Source organism: Streptomyces sp. NBC_00525 (assembly GCF_036346595.1).
In the GTDB taxonomy this organism is placed as follows: domain Bacteria; phylum Actinomycetota; class Actinomycetes; order Streptomycetales; family Streptomycetaceae; genus Streptomyces.
This window is the reverse complement of the sequence record NZ_CP107834.1, coordinates 3,101,669-3,122,161: the sequence shown is the minus strand read 5'-3', so window position 1 is coordinate 3,122,161 and position 20,493 is coordinate 3,101,669. Positions and strand designations below refer to the sequence as shown.

Annotated in this window: 20 protein-coding genes and 1 pseudogene; 15 read left to right on the top strand and 6 right to left on the bottom strand. The window is 68.5% G+C overall.

The features are described from left to right. The first annotated feature begins 172 nt into the window (after window positions 1–172). The 4 genes from rpsF (at window position 173) to rplI (ending at window position 1,869) form a co-directional block, all read left to right on the top strand. Window positions 173–463 carry a 30S ribosomal protein S6 gene (gene rpsF, locus OG710_RS13670; protein WP_018101872.1) on the top strand — a complete coding sequence of 97 codons (291 nt, stop codon included), beginning with the start codon at window positions 173–175 and terminating at the stop codon, window positions 461–463. Between the two features lie 72 nt (window positions 464–535). After that, window positions 536–1,123: a single-stranded DNA-binding protein gene (locus tag OG710_RS13665; RefSeq protein ID WP_111329638.1), complete on the top strand. Its 588-nt coding sequence runs from the start codon at window positions 536–538 to the stop codon at window positions 1,121–1,123. Between the two features lie 44 nt (window positions 1,124–1,167). After that, a complete protein-coding gene (gene rpsR, locus OG710_RS13660) occupies window positions 1,168–1,404 on the top strand; it encodes a 30S ribosomal protein S18 (protein WP_003967857.1) in 237 nt (78 codons plus the stop codon). An 18-nt stretch (window positions 1,405–1,422) separates the two neighbouring features. Then, complete coding sequence (gene rplI / locus OG710_RS13655) at window positions 1,423–1,869, top strand: 50S ribosomal protein L9 (protein ID WP_330239584.1); 447 nt, start codon at window positions 1,423–1,425, stop codon at window positions 1,867–1,869. Window positions 1,870–1,964: 95 nt separating this feature from the next. Here the strand turns inward: rplI and OG710_RS13650 are convergent, their stop codons facing one another. Beyond that, entirely contained in the window at window positions 1,965–3,302 is a 1,338-nt protein-coding gene (locus OG710_RS13650; protein ID WP_330239583.1) for an MATE family efflux transporter, read from the bottom strand. A 459-nt stretch (window positions 3,303–3,761) separates the two neighbouring features. Here OG710_RS13650 and dnaB point away from each other — a divergent pair, with 459 nt between their 5' ends. From dnaB to OG710_RS13620, 6 genes and pseudogenes are all read left to right on the top strand, one after another. After that, complete coding sequence (gene dnaB / locus OG710_RS13645; RefSeq protein ID WP_239220788.1) at window positions 3,762–5,240, top strand: replicative DNA helicase; 1,479 nt, start codon at window positions 3,762–3,764, stop codon at window positions 5,238–5,240. Window positions 5,241–5,508: 268 nt separating this feature from the next. Then, a complete protein-coding gene (locus OG710_RS13640; RefSeq protein WP_330239582.1) occupies window positions 5,509–6,153 on the top strand; it encodes a TnsA-like heteromeric transposase endonuclease subunit in 645 nt (214 codons plus the stop codon). After that, window positions 6,150–8,276 carry a helix-turn-helix domain-containing protein gene (locus OG710_RS13635; RefSeq protein WP_330239581.1) on the top strand — a complete coding sequence of 709 codons (2,127 nt, stop codon included), beginning with the start codon at window positions 6,150–6,152 and terminating at the stop codon, window positions 8,274–8,276. The genes OG710_RS13640 and OG710_RS13635 overlap by 4 nt, the downstream gene beginning before the upstream one ends. Further along, window positions 8,273–9,391 carry an AAA family ATPase gene (locus tag OG710_RS13630; RefSeq protein ID WP_330239580.1) on the top strand — a complete coding sequence of 373 codons (1,119 nt, stop codon included), beginning with the start codon at window positions 8,273–8,275 and terminating at the stop codon, window positions 9,389–9,391. Before OG710_RS13635 ends, OG710_RS13630 begins: the two co-directional genes overlap by 4 nt. After that, window positions 9,388–9,780: pseudogene (locus OG710_RS13625) on the top strand (TniQ family protein); the annotation flags it as partial. The gene OG710_RS13630 and the pseudogene OG710_RS13625, both read left to right, overlap by 4 nt. 261 nt (window positions 9,781–10,041) lie before the next feature. Continuing rightward, window positions 10,042–12,039, top strand: a complete 1,998-nt coding sequence (locus tag OG710_RS13620; RefSeq protein WP_330242240.1) for a helix-turn-helix domain-containing protein — start codon at window positions 10,042–10,044, stop codon at window positions 12,037–12,039. 10 nt (window positions 12,040–12,049) lie between these two features. On the opposite strand, the gene OG710_RS13615 is transcribed toward OG710_RS13620, so the two are convergent. Continuing rightward, on the bottom strand, window positions 12,050–12,427 hold the full coding sequence (locus tag OG710_RS13615) for a hypothetical protein (RefSeq protein WP_330242239.1): 378 nt from the start codon (window positions 12,425–12,427) through the stop codon (window positions 12,050–12,052). A 194-nt stretch (window positions 12,428–12,621) separates the two neighbouring features. Here OG710_RS13615 and OG710_RS13610 point away from each other — a divergent pair, with 194 nt between their 5' ends. The 4 genes from OG710_RS13610 (at window position 12,622) to OG710_RS13595 (ending at window position 15,904) form a co-directional block, all read left to right on the top strand. Next, window positions 12,622–13,164, top strand: coding sequence for an SMI1/KNR4 family protein (locus OG710_RS13610; RefSeq protein ID WP_330239579.1), 543 nt, complete (start codon window positions 12,622–12,624; stop codon window positions 13,162–13,164). Window positions 13,165–13,323: 159 nt separating this feature from the next. Continuing rightward, window positions 13,324–13,626: a hypothetical protein gene (locus tag OG710_RS13605; protein WP_330242238.1), complete on the top strand. Its 303-nt coding sequence runs from the start codon at window positions 13,324–13,326 to the stop codon at window positions 13,624–13,626. Between the two features lie 39 nt (window positions 13,627–13,665). Continuing rightward, window positions 13,666–14,061 (top strand): hypothetical protein, encoded by a 396-nt coding sequence (locus tag OG710_RS13600; RefSeq protein ID WP_330239578.1) that lies wholly within the window; start codon window positions 13,666–13,668, stop codon window positions 14,059–14,061. 451 nt (window positions 14,062–14,512) lie between these two features. After that, complete coding sequence (locus tag OG710_RS13595) at window positions 14,513–15,904, top strand: serine hydrolase domain-containing protein (RefSeq protein ID WP_330242237.1); 1,392 nt, start codon at window positions 14,513–14,515, stop codon at window positions 15,902–15,904. Between the two features lie 111 nt (window positions 15,905–16,015). Here OG710_RS13595 and OG710_RS13590 read toward each other — a convergent pair whose 3' ends face one another. The 3 genes from OG710_RS13590 to OG710_RS13580 are packed head-to-tail and all read right to left on the bottom strand — an operon-like array spanning window position 16,016 to window position 18,150. Beyond that, a complete protein-coding gene (locus OG710_RS13590) occupies window positions 16,016–17,179 on the bottom strand; it encodes a winged helix DNA-binding domain-containing protein (protein WP_330239577.1) in 1,164 nt (387 codons plus the stop codon). A 26-nt stretch (window positions 17,180–17,205) separates the two neighbouring features. Further along, window positions 17,206–17,658, bottom strand: coding sequence for a GNAT family N-acetyltransferase (locus tag OG710_RS13585; protein ID WP_330239576.1), 453 nt, complete (start codon window positions 17,656–17,658; stop codon window positions 17,206–17,208). Between the two features lie 30 nt (window positions 17,659–17,688). Next, entirely contained in the window at window positions 17,689–18,150 is a 462-nt protein-coding gene (locus OG710_RS13580; protein WP_330239575.1) for a MarR family winged helix-turn-helix transcriptional regulator, read from the bottom strand. Window positions 18,151–18,288: 138 nt separating this feature from the next. Between OG710_RS13580 and OG710_RS13575 the strand changes: the two genes are divergently transcribed. Then, window positions 18,289–19,536 carry an MFS transporter gene (locus tag OG710_RS13575; RefSeq protein WP_330239574.1) on the top strand — a complete coding sequence of 416 codons (1,248 nt, stop codon included), beginning with the start codon at window positions 18,289–18,291 and terminating at the stop codon, window positions 19,534–19,536. Between the two features lie 38 nt (window positions 19,537–19,574). Here the strand turns inward: OG710_RS13575 and OG710_RS13570 are convergent, their stop codons facing one another. Continuing rightward, window positions 19,575–20,453, bottom strand: a complete 879-nt coding sequence (locus tag OG710_RS13570) for a GNAT family N-acetyltransferase (RefSeq protein ID WP_330239573.1) — start codon at window positions 20,451–20,453, stop codon at window positions 19,575–19,577. Between the last annotated feature and the right edge of the window lie 40 nt (window positions 20,454–20,493).

Genomic DNA, 20,493 nt, shown 5'->3' with positions numbered 1-20,493 from the left:
GGTACTCTGGTCGGTCTGCACCGGTGTCTGCCCAGGTCGGCACGGACCGCCCCTCCTCATCGAGGGCGCTGTCAGTGGCGGCTGTTTTACTCGGGCACCGTTGCTCAACGCATCACGACCCTCCTGCCACGGAACGACCGTGGCCGCTGAGTCCAAAGGAGGTGGGTTCCACATGCGTCACTACGAGGTGATGGTCATCCTCGACCCCGATCTCGAGGAGCGAGCAGTCTCCCCGCTGATCGAGAACTTCCTCTCCGTCGTCCGTGAGGGCGAAGGAAAGGTTGAGAAGGTCGACACCTGGGGCCGTCGTCGTCTCGCTTACGAGATCAAGAAGAAGCCCGAGGGCATCTACTCGGTCATCGACCTGCAGGCCGAGCCTGCGGTCGTCAAGGAGCTCGACCGCCAGATGAACCTGAACGAGTCGGTCCTCCGGACCAAGGTCCTCCGTCCCGAGATTCACTGAGCTTCCGGCTCAGTGGTCATCGGGTCCGAGTAGCAACAAGCAGCCAAGAAATCCCCGCCGAGAGGTTCACCCATGGCAGGCGAGACCGTCATCACGGTCGTCGGCAATCTCGTCGACGACCCCGAGCTGCGCTTCACCCCGTCCGGTGCGGCGGTCGCGAAGTTCCGTGTCGCGTCCACTCCCCGCATCTTCGACCGGCAGACCAATGAGTGGAAGGACGGCGAAGGCCTGTTCCTCACCTGCTCGGTCTGGCGGCAGGCGGCGGAGAACGTCGCCGAGTCGCTCACGCGAGGCATGCGCGTTGTCGTGCAGGGCCGGCTGAAGCAGCGGTCGTACGAAGACCGCGAGGGCGTCAAGCGCACGGTCTACGAGCTGGACGTCGAGGAAGTCGGCCCCAGCCTCAAGAACGCCACGGCCAAGGTCACCAAGACCACCGGTCGCGGTGGCCAGGGCGGCCAGGGTGGATACGGCGGCGGCCAGCAGGGTGGCGGTAACTGGGGCGGCGGTCCCAGTGGTGGCCAGCAGGGTGGTGGCGGCGCTCCCGCCGACGACCCGTGGGCCACGAGCGCGCCGGCCGGCGGCCAGGGCGGGGGCCAGCAAGGCGGAGGCAGCTGGGGTGGAAACTCCGGCGGCGGCTACTCGGACGAGCCCCCCTTCTAGGGGGAGTTCGCACCCCCACTTCTTGATCACACAGGAGAAACACCATGGCGAAGCCGCCTGTGCGCAAGCCTAAGAAGAAGGTCTGCGCGTTCTGCAAGGACAAGACCCAGTACGTGGACTACAAGGACACGAACATGCTGCGGAAGTTCATTTCCGACCGCGGCAAGATCCGTGCCCGCCGCGTCACCGGCAACTGCACGCAGCACCAGCGTGACGTCGCCACGGCAGTCAAGAACAGCCGTGAGATGGCGCTGCTGCCCTACACGTCCACCGCGCGATAAGGGAAGGGTGACCGAATCATGAAGATCATCCTCACCCACGAGGTCACCGGCCTCGGTGCTGCGGGCGACGTCGTCGACGTCAAGGACGGGTACGCCCGTAACTACCTGGTTCCGCGTGGCTTCGCCATCCGCTGGACCAAGGGTGGCGAGAAGGACGTGGCGCAGATCCGCCGCGCCCGCAAGATCCACGAGATCGCCACGATCGAGCAGGCCAACGAGGTCAAGGCCAAGCTGGAGGGCGTGAAGGTCCGTCTGGCCGTCCGCTCCGGCGACGCCGGCCGCCTCTTCGGCTCCGTCACCCCGGCCGACATCGCCTCGGCGATCAAGGCCGCCGGTGGTCCGGACGTCGACAAGCGTCGCGTCGAGCTCGGTTCGCCGATCAAGACGCTCGGCGGGCACCAGGTGTCCGTGCGTCTGCACCCCGAGGTCGCTGCGAAGCTCGGCATCGAGGTCGTTGCCGCCTGATCGGGCCGCACCTCAGCAGAACAGTGAAGGGCCGCACCCCGAGGGTGCGGCCCTTCGCCGTTTCACGTGAAACACCCGGTACGGACTCGGGTGGGTCAGCGGGTCGCGCCGGTGACCAGCCACTTCCCCGAGCGGGTACGGAGCCAGAGCGTCGCCATCCGTACGAGCATCATCAGCGCCATCGCGCCCCACAGGGCCCCGAGCCCGCCGCCCAGCGTGGGGACCAGCAGGGCCGCCGGAGCGAAGACGGCCAGGGTCAGCAGCATCGCCCAGGCCAGGTACGGCCCGTCCCCGGCGCCCATCAGCACACCGTCCAGGATGAAGACGACACCGGCGATCGGCTGAGTGGCGGCGACCACCAGAAGCGCGGGCAGCAGGGCGTCCTGGACTGCGGTGTCGCTGGTGAACAGGGGCACGAAGAGCGGGCGGGCCAGGACGATCAGTACGCCCAGGACCACGCCGGACGCGACGCCCCACTCCACCATCCGGCGACAGGCCTCGCGCGCTCCCTGCGCGTCGTTCGCACCGAGGTACCGCCCGATGATGGCCTGCCCGGCGATCGCGATGGCGTCGAGCGCGAAGGCCATCAGGCTCCACAGGGACAGGACGATCTGGTGCGCGGCGATGTCGGTGTCACCGAGCCGGGCGGCCACCGCGGTGGCGATGAGCAGGACGGCGCGGAGCGACAGAGTGCGAACCAGGAGGGGAGCGCCCGCCTGGGCGCAGGCCCGGATGCCGGCGGCGTCGGGGCGCAGTGACGCGCCGTGCTTGCGGGCGCCGCGTACGACCACGACGAGATAGGCGGCGGCCATCGCGACCTGGGCGATGACCGTGCCCCAGGCCGAACCGGCGATTCCCAGTCCGGCGCCGTAGACGAGGGCGGCGTTGAGGACCGCGTTGGCGGCGAAGCCCCCGATGGCGACGTAGAGCGGGGTCCGGGTGTCCTGGAGGCCGCGGAGGACTCCGGTCGCCGCCATGACCACCAGCATCGCGGGGATGCCGAGGCTGGAGATTCGGAGGTACGTGATGGCGTGGGGTGCCGCTGTGGAGGAGGCGCCGAACATCTCGACGAGCCAGGGGGCCAGGGGAAGCGTCAGCGCGATGACGGCGGCCCCCAGCAGGATCGCCAGCCAGATGCCGTCCATGCCCTGGCGGATCGCGGCGGCCAGATCACCGGCGCCCACCCGTCTGGCGACCGCCGCCGTGGTGGCGTAGGCGAGGAAGACGAAGATGCTCACCGCGGTCGTCAGCAGGGCGGCGGCGACGGCCAGACCGGCGAGTTGGGGAGTGCCGAGATGGCCGACGATCGCACTGTCGACCATCACGAACAGCGGCTCGGCCACAAGGGCGCCGAAGGCCGGGACGGCGAGCGCGATGATCTCGCGATCATGGCGGCGACGACGGGAAGAAGGGGTTCCCAGTGGCTGGGTCATGGCAGCCAATCTAATCTTCCACAGGTAACAGATGCAATCAGCTTGTGGTCCTTACATTTGCTCGGCTGTGGGTCACTCCCGCGCGGGACGAGTCAGGAACATGGCCCGACTGCCAATTTTTTTCTCCCCCACAGCCCGTGGATGGAAAAACCGCAGTTCACGGCAGTGTTTGCAGGGAGGCTATGAGTTTGTCCACAGTGCTGTCCCCCGGTCCGTGCACAGGTTCTGCGGAGTTCTCCACAGCATCGGGGCGCTCGTCCACAGGGCCTGTGGATAACCAGATTGGCTGACGGTGCGGAGCCGCCTACCGTAGTCCGGCGCCCCCACCCTGTTTCGGCTCTGCGGCACCGCAGAACTCGACACACCGGAACCGGAGTCGGGGCCGTTGTTTGTCGGTGCCGTGCCGTAAGAAAGAGGAGCACGGCTAGGTCCGCGGAGCGGACGGGAGGAGGTGGCCGGGTGAGCATTCCCGAACCCTTGGACGACCCCTGGGCGGACACCGGCCCCAGCGACCGGCTGCCCGTCTCCCGCCAGCGCAGGAGTGAGGACCGGGACCGGAGCGAGCGGCACGACCGCGGCCGCGAGAGCCACGACTGGGAGGGCGGTTCCGCGGGCTTCGAGCGGGTGCCGCCCCAGGACCTCGACGCGGAGCAGTCCGTGCTCGGCGGCATGCTCCTGTCCAAGGACGCCATCGCGGAGGTCGTGGAGGTCCTCAAGCCCCACGACTTCTACCGCCCGGCGCACGAGACCGTCTATCAGGCGATCCTCGACCTCTACGCCAAGGGCGAGCCGGCCGACCCGATCACCGTGGCGGCCGAGCTGGTCAAGCGCGGCGAGATCACCAAGGTCGGCGGGGCGCCCTATCTGCACACCCTCGTCCAGTCGGTCCCCACGGCGGCCAACGCCTCGTACTACGCGGAGATCGTCCACGAGCGCGCGGTCCTGCGGCGACTCGTCGAGGCCGGTACGAAGATCACGCAGATGGGATACGCGGCGGACGGCGATGTGGACGACATCGTCAACTCCGCGCAGGCGGAGATCTACGCCGTCACCGAGCAGCGGACCAGCGAGGACTACCTCCCACTCGGCGACATCATGGAGGGCGCCCTCGACGAGATCGAGGCGATCGGCTCCCGCAGCGGCGAGATGACGGGCGTGCCCACGGGCTTCACCGACCTCGACGCCCTGACGAACGGTCTGCACCCCGGTCAGATGGTCGTCATCGCGGCCCGCCCCGCCATGGGTAAGTCCACCCTCGCGCTGGACTTCGCCCGCGCCTGCTCGATCAAGAGCAACATGCCCAGCGTGATCTTCTCCCTGGAAATGGGCCGCAACGAGATCGCCATGCGTCTGCTGTCCGCCGAGGCGCGGGTGGCCCTGCACCACATGCGCTCCGGCACGATGACCGACGAGGACTGGACGCGGCTGGCCCGGCGGATGCCGGACGTCTCCGCCGCGCCGCTCTACATCGACGACTCCCCCAACCTCTCCATGATGGAGATCCGGGCGAAGTGCCGCCGGCTGAAGCAGCGCAACGACCTCAAGCTCGTGGTCATCGACTACCTGCAGCTGATGCAGTCCGGCGGCTCCAAGCGCGCCGAGAGCCGCCAGCAGGAGGTCTCCGACATGTCGCGAAACCTCAAGCTGCTGGCCAAGGAGCTGCAACTCCCGGTCATCGCGCTCTCCCAGCTGAACCGTGGCCCCGAGCAGCGCACGGACAAGAAGCCGATGGTCTCCGACCTCCGCGAGTCCGGCTCCATCGAGCAGGACGCCGACATGGTGATCCTGCTGCACCGCGAGGACGCCTACGAGAAGGAGTCGCCGCGCGCCGGCGAGGCGGACCTGATCGTGGCCAAGCACCGAAACGGCCCGACGGCGACGATCACGGTCGCCTTCCAGGGCCACTACTCCCGCTTCGTGGACATGGCCCAGACCTGATCGAAGCGTGTAGGGTCTCAAATCCAGCTTCATAATCTCAGCATCAGCTGCATATGAATGGCATTTATGCAGCCACCATGAGACTCGCAGCTCGGAGCGCTCACTCTCCGGGTGACGCAAGGGGCGACCTCTCCATGCGGGGAGCGAACGCTTACACCTTGGCTACACGGGCAGTCACTCGTGGGCTGGGGGTGCGGTGGACGTCGCTGCGACGGTGAGTATCCGTCATCAACGTGGTGCTCTCGTAGAGGACCGAGAGTGGCACACGGTGCCTGCCGACCTCCTGCAGTCGGCTTGTCCGTGGCGGACGTTCCGCTGGCACAAGGGCCAGAAGCACTACTCAGGCACTTACTGGTCGGCGACGATGCGCGATCACGTGATCTACGAGTCGCGACTGGAGCTGTCGCGGTTGCTCTTCGCCGATTTCGATCCGGCCGTACGCGGCATCGTGGCCCAGCCCTTCTTCCTGAAGACCGTGCTGGAGGGGAAGGTCCGTCGGCATATACCGGACTATCTCCTCCTCACCGAGCAGGTACCAGTGGTCGTCGACGTCAAGCCGCTGCATCGGCTGTCCAAACCAGAGGTGGCGCTCACCTTCGATTGGACCCGGCAGGTGGTGGAGTCGCGGGGATGGAGGTATGAGGTCTGGAGCGAGCCTCCGGCCGTGGAGCTGGAGAACATCCGGTTCCTGGCGGGCTACCGACGGGACTGGCTGTTCAGTCCCGAGATCCTGGAAGAGCTTCGGGGAGTCGAGCTCGATGGCATCTCTCTGAAGCAGGCCGCGCGTTGTCTGCCTGATCGTCCGGGGCCCCAAGCCCGCTCCGCCATCCATCATTTGCTCTGGACGCAGTCTCTCGTTACCGACCTCAATCGGCCGCTCGGCCCTTCACACGTTCTGAGGCGGGTGGCATGAGTAGAGCAGGAGCTCGGGTCGGGGTCGGTACGCGCTTCCGCTACGACGGGGAATCCGTCGAGGTGGTGGAGATGGCCGCGACCACGGCAGGCAACGAAGTGGTCCTGAAGGATGGCCGGGGGCGATTGCTGCGGCTGTCACTCAAGGAACTTCTGTTCTCGGACCGTGCCGCTGTCAGTCCAGACGGCCCGGGACCGTCAGCCGACGACGAATGGGAGATCGCTTCGGTCGTTCTTGGTCAGCTCGACATCTCTGCACGGGCGAAAGTCCTTGAACGCGCCGAGCACGTCCGGGAGGTTCTGACGGGATACCGATCTGGAGCTCCGGAACTGGCACGCGATGGTGAGCCCCGACCGGACTATCGCCCGGAGCAACCGTGGGAGGCGCGATACACGGCAAAGGCGGCTGAGCTGGGGGTATCACCTCGTGCCGTGAAGCAATGGGTCTCTGATTTTCGTCGTGGCGGAGAGGCCGGGCTGGCGCCGAAGAAGACAACAGAGAGAACACAATCGGGAGTTGATGATCGATGGGTGGAGACTGCGGTGGAGGTGATGGTTGAGCACGCCGACCAGTCGCGGCCGTCGCGAACGATGGTGATCGAGCGGACCCGGGCTCGGGTGATTGCGCGGTTCGGTGAGGGAGTGGTGCCGCAGCCGAGTCGGGCGACGGCGTTTCGGCTGTTGGAGGAGCTGGAGCGACGCCATCCGCTGTTCCGACTGAGTACGAAGCGCAACAGGGATATCGCGGATCGTCCGAAGGGTCCGTACGGGAAGCTACGGCCGACGCGGCCGGGCGAGTACCTGCTGATGGACTCCACCCGCCTGGACGTCTTCGCGTTCGACCCGCTGACCCTGAAGTGGGTGCAGGCCGAGCTGAGTGTCGGGATGGACTGGTACACCCGCTGCATCACGGGGATCCGGCTCACGCCGGTCTCGACGAAGGCGGTGGATGTCAGCGCAGTGCTGTTCCAGTCGTTTCGGCCGCGGCCTGCGGGGCGGGACTGGCCGCGGCACGCGGTCTGGCCCGAGCACGGCATCCCCCGCACCGTCCTGGTCGACGTCGAAGGCGCCACCGGACCGGGCCTGGCCTCGCCGCCTCTGGTCCCGGAGACGCTGGTTGTCGACCACGGCAAGGTCTACGTCTCGGAGCATCTGACCAGCGTCTGCCGACGGATGGGCATCTCCATCCAGCCGGCCCGGCTGCGGACGGGCCGCGACAAGGGGCCGGTCGAGCGCTACTTCCGGACCCTGCGGGAGGGACTGCTGCAGGTGCTGCCCGGCTACAAGGGCCCCGACATCCACTCGCGAGGCGAGAGCCCGGAGGACGACGCCTTCTTCTTCCTCGACGAGCTTGAGGCGATCATCCGGGAGTGGACCGCGGCGGTCTATCACTGCCGGCCGCATTCCAGTCTGGTCGATCCGGGTCTGCCGGGTCTGCGGATGTCCCCGGCGAAGATGTTCGAGCACGGCATGGCGCGGGCGGGTTACATCGAAGCGCCCCGCGACCGGGACCTGGCTTACGAGTTCCTGCAGACGAAGTGGCGCACGGTCCAGCACTACGGGGTCGAGATCGGCCGCCGCCGTTACAGCGGCCCCGGCCTGCCCGAGCCGGGAGTCCGTAGCCCCTACGACAGTCCGGTCAAGAACGGCTGGCCCTTCCAGGTGGACCCCGACGACATCACCCGGATCTACTTCCGCGATCCGGCTACTCGGGCCTGGCGCACGCTGGTCTGGGAGCACGCGCCGTCGGCTGAGATGCCGCTGAGCGAGGATGCGTTGACGTTCGCCCGGCAGCTGGCGGCCTCGAAGTATCGCTTTCCCGACGACCGGCTTGCCGTCGCTGATTTGTTGGAGCGGTGGAATCTCGGGCTGGGCACCACGATTGCCGAGCGGCGCATGGCCCTGCGGCTTTCGCGCGAGCAGGCCGCCATCGAGCTTCCGGAGAGTGAGGCGGAGACGGTCGTCTCGCTTCCGTCCGTACGCAAGGCCCTCGGCCAGGACGAGCAGACCGCGGAACTGCGGGAGCCCAACGTGGTGACGGAGACCGGGGATGACGACGAGGCTGATCTGGAGGACCTCGCCGGGGAGGACGACTTCTACGCCGATGCCCTGGAGGACGTGTGAACGACGGCAGCGTTCCGCAGCCGGGCAGTCTTGCCTTGTCGCGGAAGGAGGACTTCAAGGCGTTCGCCGAGAGCCCTCGCCGCAGCCGGCCCGATCTGCTGACCCGCAAGCAGCTGAAGTTCCTGCCCACGCAGGCCCGGGCGGACTACGACCGTCAGCGCCGGCAGTGGCACGCGAACATCGGCCCAGTGAAGACGCCGCAGCTGACGGAGCTCCATGAAGACCTATGGGACATCGTCGACAGCAACGAGCAGGACGGCGACAAGGCCAAGGGGGCGGTGGCCGTCGACGCGTTCCCGGGGCTGGGCAAGACGACCTCGGTGCTGGCCTTTGCACGCGACTTCCACCAGCGGGAGATCGAGGAGTCTGGAGCGTTCACGAGCCAAGGGCACGAGCGGATCCCGGTCTGCCGGGTCGGGCTGACTGGGAACACCGGAATGAAGGATCTCAACCGGGCCATGCTGGAGTTCTTCGGCCACCCCGGTCAGATGCGGGGGATCACCGCCCAGTTCGGGCGGCGGGTGCTGGACTGCGTGCTGTCCTGTGATGTCCGCCTGGTGGTTCTGGACGATCTGCACTTTTTGAAGTGGGGACAGAAGAGCGGCATCGAGGTGAGCAACCACCTGAAGTGGATCGCCAACGAGTTTCCGGTGACGTTGCTGATGGTGGGGGTCGAGCTCGCGAAGAAGGGCCTGTTCGGCGAGGGCACGAACGGGCGTGACACTGCTCTGGCCCAGACCGGCCGCCGCACCACCCGCCTCGGGCTGCGGCCGTTCACCATCGATACGGAGGCCGGGCGCCGGGAGTGGCGGCAGATGCTGCTGGCCCTCGAACAGCGCGTCGTGCTCACCGACAAGCATCCCGGCATGCTCGCGGACGACCTGTCGGACTACCTCTTCGCCCGCAGCACCGGACACATCGGCTCGCTGATGACGCTGATCTACCGCAGCTGCCAGCGGGCGGTCCGCACCGGCGCAGAACGTCTTGACCAGGAGCTCATGGACCGGGTGAAGAACGACGAAGCATCCGAGGCCGCCCGCCTCGAACTGCAGGCCGCGCTGGAGAAGAAACGGCTGACCAGCCGCCCGCGGCCCCGGAGCCGGCGACCCGCATGAGAACGCCGGCCCGCACCCTGCCGATCCGGCTGCCTCCACTGCCCGGCGAGGCTCTGGACTCATGGCTGGAGGCGATGGCCAGGCGGATGGACACCGCGCTCGGTGATGTCCTGCTGCACTTCGGCTTCCCGGTCCGACACCGGGCCGGAAACCAGTTCAGGGGCATCCCGGCAGACTGGACGATCGTCCTCGACGAGCAGCAGACCAATGCCGTCGCGCACGCCACCGGGACGTCCCCGGAGAAAGTCGCTGCCCTGACCCTGGCGCACTACGACGGACGGGCCCTCCACCTGAGTGCCGGGGGCCGGGCGGTGTCACGGCACGTCCTTTGGGGCCGCGGAGGGGGATCCCGGTTCTGCCCGGAGTGCCTTCATGCCACTGGTGGGCGATGGCAATTGTCCTGGAGGCTCGGTTTCTCCTTCGCCTGCACCCGGCACCGCAGGCTGCTGGCGGACTGCTGCCCGCACTGCGGGAGGGTGCCGCGGCAGCGGCCCCGTTCCGGCCGGTCCGTCCCCCGGCCTGAACTCTGCGGCAATCCACCGACCCGCCCCACCGGTTCGATTTCGGCTGGCTGCGGCACTGATCTGACCTGCGCTTCGACGCTTCTCCTGCCTCCTGGCCATCCGGTTCTCATGGCGCAGGACCGAGTGATGGAGATCATCGACGGAGCAACGGCAGCTTTCGGCCCCTACCGGACCTCTCCGCAGCCGACATCGGCAGTGCTGGCCGACATCCGGGCTTTGGGCATCCGCGTCCTGAGCGACCTGCCCGCAGCTGTCCTACGAGAACAGATCCCCGCTGACATCGCAGAAGCGCACCTCAGCACCGATGCGGTCTCCCCGCACACCGGACAGATGATGGAACGTCCGGGGTTCATGGCACCGCCCCGAGCCGCAGACACGGCCGTCGCGGTCACCATGGCCCTGAGCATCCTGGAGCAACCAGGAATCCACCCAGCCGGCGAGTCCCTGCGGGGCCTGCTGGAAGCAGTACGCGAGGAACTCACGCAGATCTCGGCGACCAGCATCGACAACTGGGGCAGGGGCATCAGCCCGGTGCTGCAGTCCGTGCACCTGGCGGCCCTCGCCCCTTCCCTCCGCCCCAGCGAATACGTCCGCTACCGCATCACGACCGAGACCCCCCGCCGGCCGACCCGGACCACTCGGGACATCGAGCAGCGAGCCAGGAAGATCCCCACGATGTTCTGGCCGCCCTGGACGATCCGCCTCGCACCACCTGAGGGAATCCATGCGCGGGCTCTGGCCCCCGTTCTCGCCGCCCTGCTGCTGATTCCCGACAGCCGTACATCCCTGGACCAAGCAGCCGGGCTGATCGGCGACGCCATCGACGGCACTGAGGTCTCACGCCTCCTCCAGGAACTCGACGACCTTCCGCAATGGCCGGACATCGCCACTGCCCTGGACCGGCTCGCGGACTACCTCGATGCCAACAGCACCCCCATCGACTACGGCCGGCGCCGACTCCTCGACTACACTGGCCTGCTTCCACATGACCGCTGGCTGGAGATCTGCCGCCACACCGGAACACCACCGGGAACCGGACGGCGCGAACGCATCGCACGCAGCCAGCTCTTCCAACGTCTCAGCGGCCTGCCGGCCGAGTCTGCCCCCGACGACCTGGGCGGGCCCGACAGCGCAGAGTTCCGGGCGACGTCCCTGCGGTTCACCGCGCTTCAGACCCCCGAACTCGTGCACGCCCTCCGGCAGGAAGCTCTCACCTTCCTGGCCTCACACCACATCCACGACGAGCCCGTGACCTGGCAGCCGCCCGCTACCCTGCTGGCAGGGCTCTCCCTTCCTGGCCCCGACCCGGCACACGTCGACCTACCCCGCCTGCACCAGCTTGTCCGCGAACGCCAGCACCCTGTTCAGCACGCCGCCCAGGTTCTGGGCACCGTCGAGGCCATCCGACACGTCCTCGACGAGCATCCAGCCCCTGCACCCCCGCTGACGAAGAGCACCGCCAGGGCCACCGGCCGCATCCGGCAACAGGCCCGGCAAGCCATTTCGGCAGAGCGCTTCACCCGGCTCTACCTCGACGAACACCGGTCCCTCCAGCAGATCGCCACCCTCACCGGCTTCTCCCGCAGAGTGCTGACCGACCTCGCCAACGAGTACGGCATCCCGCTCCGCGAGGGCCCCAAGGACTACAAGCGCCGCGGCACCGTCGAACGGGACTGGCTCATCGAGCAGTACGTCCACCGCCGCCGGACCCTGCCGGACCTCGCCCGAGAAGCCGGAATGAGCACCGCGAACATGGCCCGCTGGGCCCACACCCACAACGTCCCGCTGCGATCACGCGGAGGAGCCAGCCACAGCCAGGCACTTCGCGCTGCCGACCAGGCCCATCGAGCGCCGCGCGTCCTCCGGCCAGCATTAGGCGGTCAGGGCGCCAGTGAACGCTTGAGGCGGTTCGCGGCTGCATCCGCCTTTCCCAGCCTGGGCGCGGCGGCGAGTGGCCTCGGTCTCAACACGTTCACCCTCGTCGCGCAGATCAACCGGATCGAACGAGAGCTCGGCGGACCGCTGCTGGTCAGAGCCGAACGCGGCCGGCCCATGACGCTGACTCCCTTGGGGAGGAGGGTGCTCAGGGCTATTCGCACGTCTCAAGACGGTGCGGCATCGTGAAATCCGGAGTTCACTCCGGGTCAGAAATGCGATGAAAGGCTCCGTCGAACTCGTCCGACGCAAGCAGCTCGGCGATCACGCCCACCATGCCTTGGATGCCAGAGACCCGAACGATCAGCCCGTCCGAGCACCAGAAGCACCGGCCCCCTGCGGCTTCTCCGGTCCCCTCCCATCTCCTCATCAGCCGGTCCACCTCGGCGAGGGTGAAGATCGTCGCACTCCAGCGAGAGCCATCGGGAAGGTGAACCTCGACATCCACATTGCAGACCTCATCGAGCACCTCGTCAGGGCTTGGGAGGAACAGGGCTTCGAACCCTTCGGCGAGGACACGGTAATAGGGGCCGTCCCATCCGGCTCCGGTCTGTAGTTCGCTCGTCGTGGTGGTCACAGCAGGAGCATCCCAGTAGTCCAGATGACGATCCACAGGAATTGGTGGCTTTGTCGATGAGAACGAGCAGCAGATGTTCATCACTTCGGGAGGCACCTGCTTCCAGCTCTGTTCGATGTTCATGGCCTGGGCAGCACAGCCCCGGAGGGAGGCAGCCGCGATGGCGTGTCGGTCCCTTCTGCCAGCATGCTGCCGTGACAGACACACGTGATCAGCATCCCGCCGAAGCCACTCTCGACTTCCTGCGCTCCGCATTTCCGCCGGAATGGCGAGAGCCGGCGCTCGGACATGAAGCCGTCGCGGACTGGGAGCAGAAGAACCAGGTGGTCCTCCCAGAGCCGTACAGGACGTTCATCGCGGAGATCAGCAACGGGTCCAGCCTCGGCCCCGCCGGCGACGGCGGTCTCCAGCCGCTCGGCTGGCTGCCCGAAACGTGGCCTGACCTTGGCCCGCGACAGCCCGGCGAACCGTTCCCCCTGGAGGCGGCTTGGCCTTGGGAGGACGACGAGAGTGTCGACCCCGAGGACCCCCGGATCGACGCCGCATTCAACAAGGGGTCCATCGTTCTCGGGTCCGAGGACGGGCAGTCGTTCTGGCTCCTGCTGACCACCGGCCCCCGCCGCGGCGAGGTGTGGATGATCGCCGATGTCGGCGCCGTCCCGGCACCCGGCGACCAGGCATGGGGCTTCGAGGAGTGGGTGCAGCGCTGGCACACCGGCAACGACTGGTGGGACTGAACGTGCTGTGCTGACCGGCCGCAGGTCACGGGCTGTTCGAATCCCGGGTGCCTCCCGAAGTGGTGAACATTCGCTGTCCGTGCTCATGGACAAAGCCAAATTGGACACCGCAGCGGCTGGCGCACAGACCGCCGCCATCATGGGCTCGTGACGACATGGATGCGCTGCTACTGGGACGAGGAAGACACCTGGTTCTACTTCGAGGTCGACGCCGAAGGCTGGGTGATCCGGCAGGTCGAACTCGAAGGGCCTGAGCTGATCCCGATCGCAGCTGCTTCCCTCGCCGAGTGGCAGCGGGCCCGCGACGCAGGCCGCCTCGGTGATTACGACAGCAGATTCGGGATCACCGCCGAGCTGCCCGTCTCGGAATGGGAAGGCCACGACCCCGAACAACTCACCTCCGAGGAGTTCGAGGAAGTCTGGGGGTCTGCCCGTCGCCAGATCGCATCCCGGCCCAGCTGACCTCTCGGCCCGGCGGAGGCTTCTTGGCATCATCGCGGCATGACCCCGACCCTTCCCCGCACCGTCCGAGTCGTCGACACCGCTCAGCTCCTGGACCTGGCCCAAGAGGCCGCCATGCATGGCTTCAGCCAGCGGCTCCCGGTCGACTGGCTCCGAGAACACCTCGCCGCAGAGGCGACGCACTACCTGTTCCCGACGATCGTGCAGCGGCTTACGCACCGTCCCGAGATGCCGCTGCAGTGGAGGTGCCAGCAACTGTTGACCGTCAACACCGGAGAGCAGATCTTGGGTCTGCTCGACGTCCTTCCCGGCACCTTCGACAAGATCCCGGAGACCCTGGACACAGCGTCCAAGAAAGACATCGGCGGGCGTATCGAGCGAGCAGTGTCCGTGCGTGAGTGGGTGGAACGGATGGGTGTCGAAGCAGGTTCGTGACGCCCCTGGCAGTGGTGCAGCCCGCTGGACAGTCTGAGGAAATGACACCGATCTGAGACAGCCGCCTGCCGACACGTCGTGAGACTGGAGGGGAACCTCCAGGTCACAGCGTCGGCGCATGACACCGAAAGTGAGAACCTACAGCGCGTGTAGGGTCTCAAATTCCGTGTCATTTTCTCCGGTCCAGTCTCACGCCCGTGTCATGTTGCAGGTCAGCGGCTTGCATCGAACGGGAGTCCTGAAGGATTTGGACACGATCGTGAGACTGAACGGCCGGACACGGCGTGAGACACAGCGAGAAGCAGCAGGTCACAGGCTCGGCCTGGGACACGATCCGCGAGATCCTACAGCGCACGCACGGCACGGGGGATACGGAGCTGCTCGCGGCGGGTCCGTGCGGTGGCGGGGAAATGGAGTCGCCATCCAGGGGCTCGGGCGGTAGTTGTTGATGATGACTTCTCCCGCTGAACCGTTGCTCCCCGGTACCCGGCGCGCGTTGCTGCACCGCATCGCCACGGCACAGGCCGAAGGGCGTACCCCCTCCCTGGTCGCCGCGGTGCGGCGGCAGGGGCAGACCGTCTGGGACGGCTCGCGCAGCTGTGTCGACGGCCATGCCCCGGACTCCGACACGCAGTTCAGAATCGGGTCCCTCACCAAGACGTTCACCGCGGTGCTGGTACTCCGGCTGCGCGACGAGGGGCTGCTCGACCTGTCCGATCCGCTGGAGAGGCATCTGCCCGGCACCGGTGCGGGCGAGGTGACCATCCACCAACTGCTGGGGCACAGCGCCGGCCTCGGAGCCGAGACGACCGCGCCGTGGTGGGAGCGGACCCCCGGCAGCCTGCGCCCGACTCTCGCGGACGTGCTCGGTGAGCAGATCGCCATGCACCCGCCCGGTCAGCGCCACCACTACTCCAATCCGGGATACACGCTGCTCGGTTCGCTGGTCGAGGCCGTGCGCGGGGCCTCCTGGGAGGACGTACTGCGCCGGGAGATCCTGGACCCCCTCGGCATGCACCGCACCGGCTCCCTTCCCCGGGCTCCGCATGCGGGCGGCTGGGCGGTGCACCCGTGGGCCGACGCGATGCTTCCCGAACCGGCGGAGGACCTGGGGCTGATGGCGCCGGCCGGCCAGCTCTGGTCCACCACCGCCGATCTGCTCCGCTTCGCCGCCTTTCTCGCCGAGGGCGACGACCGGGTGCTCGGCGCCGCGTCGGTCGAGGAGATGAAGCAACCGTCCGCCGCCCCCGAGACCGGAAGCCTCGACCATTACGGCCTGGGGCTCCAGCTGATCCGGCGGAAGGACCGCACCTTCATCGGGCACACCGGCTCGCTCCCCGGCTTCCTGGCAGCCCTCTGGGTGAGCGCCGAGGACGATGTGGCCGCCGTGGTGCTCGTCAACGCGACGTCCGGGGTGGCGATCGGTGAGGTGGCCGCCGACCTCGTGGACATCGTCGCCGAGGCCGAGCCCCGTATCCCGGAGCCGTGGCGCCCGCTGCCCGAGATCGACGCGGAACTCCTCGCCCTGACCGGTGCCTGGTACTGGGCAACGCGCCCCACCCTCCTGCGCTTGACCGCCGATCGCGGGCTGGAGCTGCGGCAGGTGAACGGCCAGGGCAGGGGCGCCCGCTTCGTGGCACGTCCCGATGGCACCTGGGTGGGGTTGGACGGCTACTACGCGGGGGAGACGCTGCGGATCGTGCGGAACCCGGACGGCAGCGTGAGCCACCTCGATCTGGGGTCCTTCGTCTTCACGCGTGAGCCGTACGATCCGGCGGCAGCCGTACCCGGCGGCGTGGACGAGAAGGGCTGGCGCGGCCTGGGGGACCAGGGCGCGATCTGAAAGTCCCGCCTGCCGGGCGGCGTCCGGCACAACCTGGGCGCCGCCCGGCGGGTCATGGCCAGTGGAGAGAAGGCGTCCGGCTGTTTCACGTGGAACAGCCGGGCCCATGCCTCATGCCGTCAACTCCCGTTCCAGGGGTGTCCGGAAGCGCGGAGTGACCCGTGCGTCTCCGACCCAGGATGCCAGCCGGGACGCCTCGGTCTCGATGGCGGACGTGGCCTCCGCACCGGGATCGGTCAGCAGCCGCCACACCGGCTCGCCGTTCGCGCGTTGTGCCCAGCCGCCCACGATCCGGCCGTTCCACCAGACCGTGGGCCCGATGTTGCCCGAGCGGTCGAAGAGGGCTGCCCGGTGCTCGGCCGGCAGATGGAAGGCCCGGTCCGCCCAGCCCATACCGCTCGGGTCGAGCGCGGGCAGCAGGGCCGCCCATGGGGCGGGGGCGGGCTCGGGCTCCGTGTCGCCGGGGGCGACCCAGGCCACAGCGCCGTCTTCGAGTCGCACCTCCACGGCTCCGGCCGCCGCCAGCGCCGTACGGACCTCGCGCGTCCCCCACCCGGTCCACCACTTGAGGTCGCCCTCGGTGCCCGGCCCGTATGCGCGGAGCCAGCGCAGGGCCAGCTCCGCCTGGGCCGGGGCGGTCTCCTCGACCGGCCGGGGGAGGGCCGGCGCCCAGCGGAACTGGCTGGAGGTCCAGGAGCCGCGCGGCCGGTCCCGGCGAATCCTGCCCTCTGCGGCCAGCACCCGGATCACCCGGGTCGCGACCCCCTGGACCGTCTCCTGCTTCTTCCCGGGGAACACGGTGATCTTGGTGCGAAGGGCAGCGACACCGGCGGCGAGTTCGCTGCCCGAGACCGGTCCGCTCCGGTCCAGAAACGCGAGAGCGCTCCGCTCGGCTTCGTCGAGCCAGCGTTCGTCCAGGCCGTTGCCGTCCTCCCGCAGGTGCTTGAGCAGGGTGCGGCGCTCCTTGGCGGCCACGGCACGCGCGTTGGCAGCCTCGACGTGCGGGGCCGTCTCCTCCGATACGACGAAGAGGGTGTTGCGCAGGGACAGCATCCGCACCAGCGAGACGTCCTCGTAGAGGCACCGCTCCACTGCGGCGATGCCGGGTTCGGCGAGGCGGGCGCAGGCGGACAGGAACACCGTGGCCGCGTCGGTCGCGTGGAGCGCCACCAGGGCGTCGGCCACGTCCACGGGCGACGAGGCCCGTGCCTCGGGGGTCAGTAGATGGCGGCGGCCGATCCGGATGCGCCGTTGTTCGTCACTGATGCGTTGCACGGTGGCTCCCAGGGAACGCGGTGAGGTCAGAGAGCGAGCTTGAAGCCCACGTGGCTGGCGATGAAGCCGAGGCGCTCGTAGAAGCGATGCGCGTCGGTGCGGGTCGTGTCCGAGGTGAGCTGCACCAGCTGGCAGCCCTGGCGGCGCGACTCGTCCACGGCCCACTGGATCAGCCGGGTACCGAGGCCGCTCCCCCGTTCGTCCGCGTGGATGCGGACGCCCTCGATCAGGGAACGGGTCGAGCCGCGTCGGGACAGGCCGGGGATCACCGTGAGCTGGAGGGTCCCGACGACGCGCTCCCGGCGCACGGCGACCATCAGATGCTGATTCGGGTCGTCGGCCAGCCGCCGGAGTGCCGTCCGGTAGGGAACGAGATCGTCCGGCGACTCCCGCTGGGCGCCCAGCGGGTCGTCGGCGAGCAGTGCCACGATCGCGGGCAGATCGTCAGCGGTCGCACGGCGTATGTCCAGGTCGCTCATGCGCGGCAGCCTACGCAGTCCGGCCCGCCGCTATACGGGGACGGCCTTCAGTTCCTCGACGGCCCTGACCAACGGGGCCAGCTCGGGGTTGTCGGCGGCCTCGTCGAGCGCGGCCCGCAGGGCGCCGTCGTTGGTCGGCCGGGCGTCGGAGAGCAGGGCCTGTCCGGCGGCGGTGACATCGGTGTAGATGCCCCTGCGGTCGGTGTCACAGAGGTACCGGGTGAGCAGACCCCGGTCCTCGAGGCGGGTGACCAGCCGGGTGGTGGCGCTCTGGCTCAGTCCCACGGCGTCCGCCACCTGCTTCATCTGGAGGTGTCCGCCCGGACCGCTGTGCTGCCGGTTGAGCACGTCCAGCAGGGAGTACTCCCGCACGCTGAGGTCGTGGCCGCTCTGCAGGGCCCGCTCGATGCGGGTCTCGATCCTGCCGTGGAGCAGGGAGAGCGCGATCCAGCCCTGGGAGAGGGCGGTCATGGCCGGGTCCGTGGCAGTCATGGTCTCTCCTCCGTGCCGGAGTTGCTTACGACCAGGGTAGCCGACGTCCGCAATAGCCCGCGCTTGCAATTAACTAGCGTCTGCAATTATTGTCTACGCATGTAAGACGCGGTAGCAATTTTTCGGGAAGGTATACCCATGCCACTCGCACTTCTGGCCCTGGCCATCGGGGCCTTCGGAATCGGAACCACCGAGTTTGTGATCATGGGATTGCTTCCCGAGGTGGCCGCCGACTTCCAGGTCTCCATCCCGGCCGCCGGCTTCCTCGTCACGGGATACGCGCTCGGCGTGGTGCTGGGAGCCCCGCTGATGACGGTGCTCGGCACCAGGGTCAGCCGCAAACGGATGCTGATGATCCTCATGGGCCTGTTCGTCGTGGGCAATGTGGTCACCGCGACCGCGCCCGTCTTCGAGGTGATGGTCGCAGGCCGGGTGGTCGCCTCGCTCGCCCATGGAGCCTTCTTCGGCATCGGAGCGGTGGTGGCGGCCGATCTGGTGGCCCCGCAGAAGAAGGCGGGAGCCATCGCCCTGATGTTCACCGGCCTCACCGTCGCCAACGTCGTCGGGGTACCGGCGGGGACGTACATCGGTCTGCACTCCGGCTGGCGGGTCACCTTCTTTGTCGTCGCGGCGCTGGGCGTCCTCGGCCTGCTCGGTGTGGCCCGGCTCGTCCCCGAGCAGCCTCGTGCCGAAGGGGTCAGGCTGCGGCAGGAAGTCGCCGCGTTCCGCAACGTCCAGGTCCTTCTCGCCATGGCGATGACGGTCCTCGGCTTCGGCGGTGTCTTCGCGGCGATCACCTACATCACGCCGATGATGACGGAGGTCGCGGGATACCCGGCCGCCGCGGTCACCTGGCTGCTGATCCTCTTCGGGATCGGCATGCTCGGCGGCAATCTGCTCGGCGGCAGGCTCGCCGACCGGCACGCCATGCCGCTGCTGCATGCGGCGCTGGCCAGCCTCGCCCTGGTCCTGGCCCTGTTCACCTGGACTGCCCACAGCAAGATCACGGCCGCCGTCACCCTCGTCCTCATCGGGGCGCTCGGCTTCGCCACCGTGCCCCCGCTGCAGAAGCGGGTGCTCGACCATGCGGCAGGCGCCCCGACCCTGGCCTCGGCGATGAACATCGGCGCCTTCAACCTCGGCAACGCGCTCTCCGCCTGGCTCGGCGGCCTGGTCATCGGAGCGGGCCTCGGTTACACCGCGCCCAACTGGGTCGGAGCGGCGCTGGCCGCGTCGGCCCTGGTGCTTGCTGCCGTCTCCAGTGCCCTGGAGCGCCGTACGGTCACCCCGAGCAGGCTCGTCGCCGCCCACACCCCGGAGCCGGGGCGCACTCCGGAACCCACGGACACTCCGGAGCCTGCGCAGATCCCGCCGGCGCGGAGCTGATCCGGGGCCCCGGTCCCGGAGCGGGACCGCGCCCGGGGTCAGCCCGTCGCCAGGCTGAAGGGTGCGAAGTACCGGGTCCAGTCCCCGCGCCGGTCCCCACCGAGGACCATCACCGTGGTCTCCGAACCGGGCCCCAGCCCGCAGGCACCGAGCCAGGCGACCAGATCCTCGTGGCGGGCGTCGATGTCCGCACGCAGCGGCCGGTCCGTCGCTTCCGCCAGCGAGGCCAGAAGCAGCTTCGCCGTAGCCGTGTCCGCGGCGACCAGGGGCCCGACCGCGTGGTTCGCCGCGCTCGGGGAGAGCGCGGCGTACCCGATCAGCTCCCCGTCCCTCTCGGCGACCCTCATATGGTCGGCGAATGTGGGGAGCCGGGTCAGCAGGTGGGTCCGGTCGAGCCCGAACACGACCGAGTCCAGTTCCACCAGGGCCCGCAGATCGTGGGCGGAAGCAGGGCGGACGAGGGTCCCGGGGGCAACGAGCGGGCCGGTTGCCGCAGGCGCCTGGAAGAAGCCGTTCAGCCGGAGGGCGCGCCCCACCGGGACGAAGCCGAGCTCCTCGTACAGGGGGCGTCCCACCGAGGTGGCGTGGAGGCTGAGCGGGGTTTCTCCGGCGGCCTCGATCACCCTCTGCATCATGTACCGGCCGATCCCGCGCCGGGCATGGCGCCCGGCGACCAGAAGCATGCCCACGGCAGCCATGCCGGTGCCGTACGAGACCACCATGCAGGTCGCCATCAGCCCTTTGCTGTCGGGGTCGTCGATTCCGTAGCCCGTTCCGGCGGCGAGCAGCAGCGCCCAGCGCTCCTCGTCGCGAGGCCAGCCGCGGTCCTCGCTGAGATCGGCGCAGGCGACCAAGTCGTCCCGAGTGAGGCGCCGGATGGGTAGATCGGACAGCGGGCGGGGCAGTGAGCTGGGCATACGGGTCAGGCTGTCCGACGCGATGATCGCCCGTCCACCG

What these genes read in the sequence shown, in the direction of transcription:
- rpsF (WP_018101872.1), top strand. Translation starts at nt 173, where the DNA reads ATGCGTCACTACGAGGTGATGGTCATCCTCGACCCCGATCTCGAGGAG.
- OG710_RS13665 (WP_111329638.1), top strand. Translation starts at nt 536, where the DNA reads ATGGCAGGCGAGACCGTCATCACGGTCGTCGGCAATCTCGTCGACGAC.
- rpsR (WP_003967857.1), top strand. Translation starts at nt 1,168, where the DNA reads ATGGCGAAGCCGCCTGTGCGCAAGCCTAAGAAGAAGGTCTGCGCGTTC.
- rplI (WP_330239584.1), top strand. Translation starts at nt 1,423, where the DNA reads ATGAAGATCATCCTCACCCACGAGGTCACCGGCCTCGGTGCTGCGGGC.
- OG710_RS13650 (WP_330239583.1), bottom strand. Translation starts at nt 3,302, where the DNA reads ATGACCCAGCCACTGGGAACCCCTTCTTCCCGTCGTCGCCGCCATGAT.
- OG710_RS13635 (WP_330239581.1), top strand. Translation starts at nt 6,150, where the DNA reads ATGAGTAGAGCAGGAGCTCGGGTCGGGGTCGGTACGCGCTTCCGCTAC.
- OG710_RS13620 (WP_330242240.1), top strand. Translation starts at nt 10,042, where the DNA reads ATGGAGATCATCGACGGAGCAACGGCAGCTTTCGGCCCCTACCGGACC.
- OG710_RS13605 (WP_330242238.1), top strand. Translation starts at nt 13,324, where the DNA reads ATGCGCTGCTACTGGGACGAGGAAGACACCTGGTTCTACTTCGAGGTC.
- OG710_RS13600 (WP_330239578.1), top strand. Translation starts at nt 13,666, where the DNA reads ATGACCCCGACCCTTCCCCGCACCGTCCGAGTCGTCGACACCGCTCAG.
- OG710_RS13595 (WP_330242237.1), top strand. Translation starts at nt 14,513, where the DNA reads ATGACTTCTCCCGCTGAACCGTTGCTCCCCGGTACCCGGCGCGCGTTG.
- OG710_RS13585 (WP_330239576.1), bottom strand. Translation starts at nt 17,658, where the DNA reads ATGAGCGACCTGGACATACGCCGTGCGACCGCTGACGATCTGCCCGCG.
- OG710_RS13580 (WP_330239575.1), bottom strand. Translation starts at nt 18,150, where the DNA reads ATGACTGCCACGGACCCGGCCATGACCGCCCTCTCCCAGGGCTGGATC.
- OG710_RS13575 (WP_330239574.1), top strand. Translation starts at nt 18,289, where the DNA reads ATGCCACTCGCACTTCTGGCCCTGGCCATCGGGGCCTTCGGAATCGGA.
- OG710_RS13570 (WP_330239573.1), bottom strand. Translation starts at nt 20,453, where the DNA reads ATGCCCAGCTCACTGCCCCGCCCGCTGTCCGATCTACCCATCCGGCGC.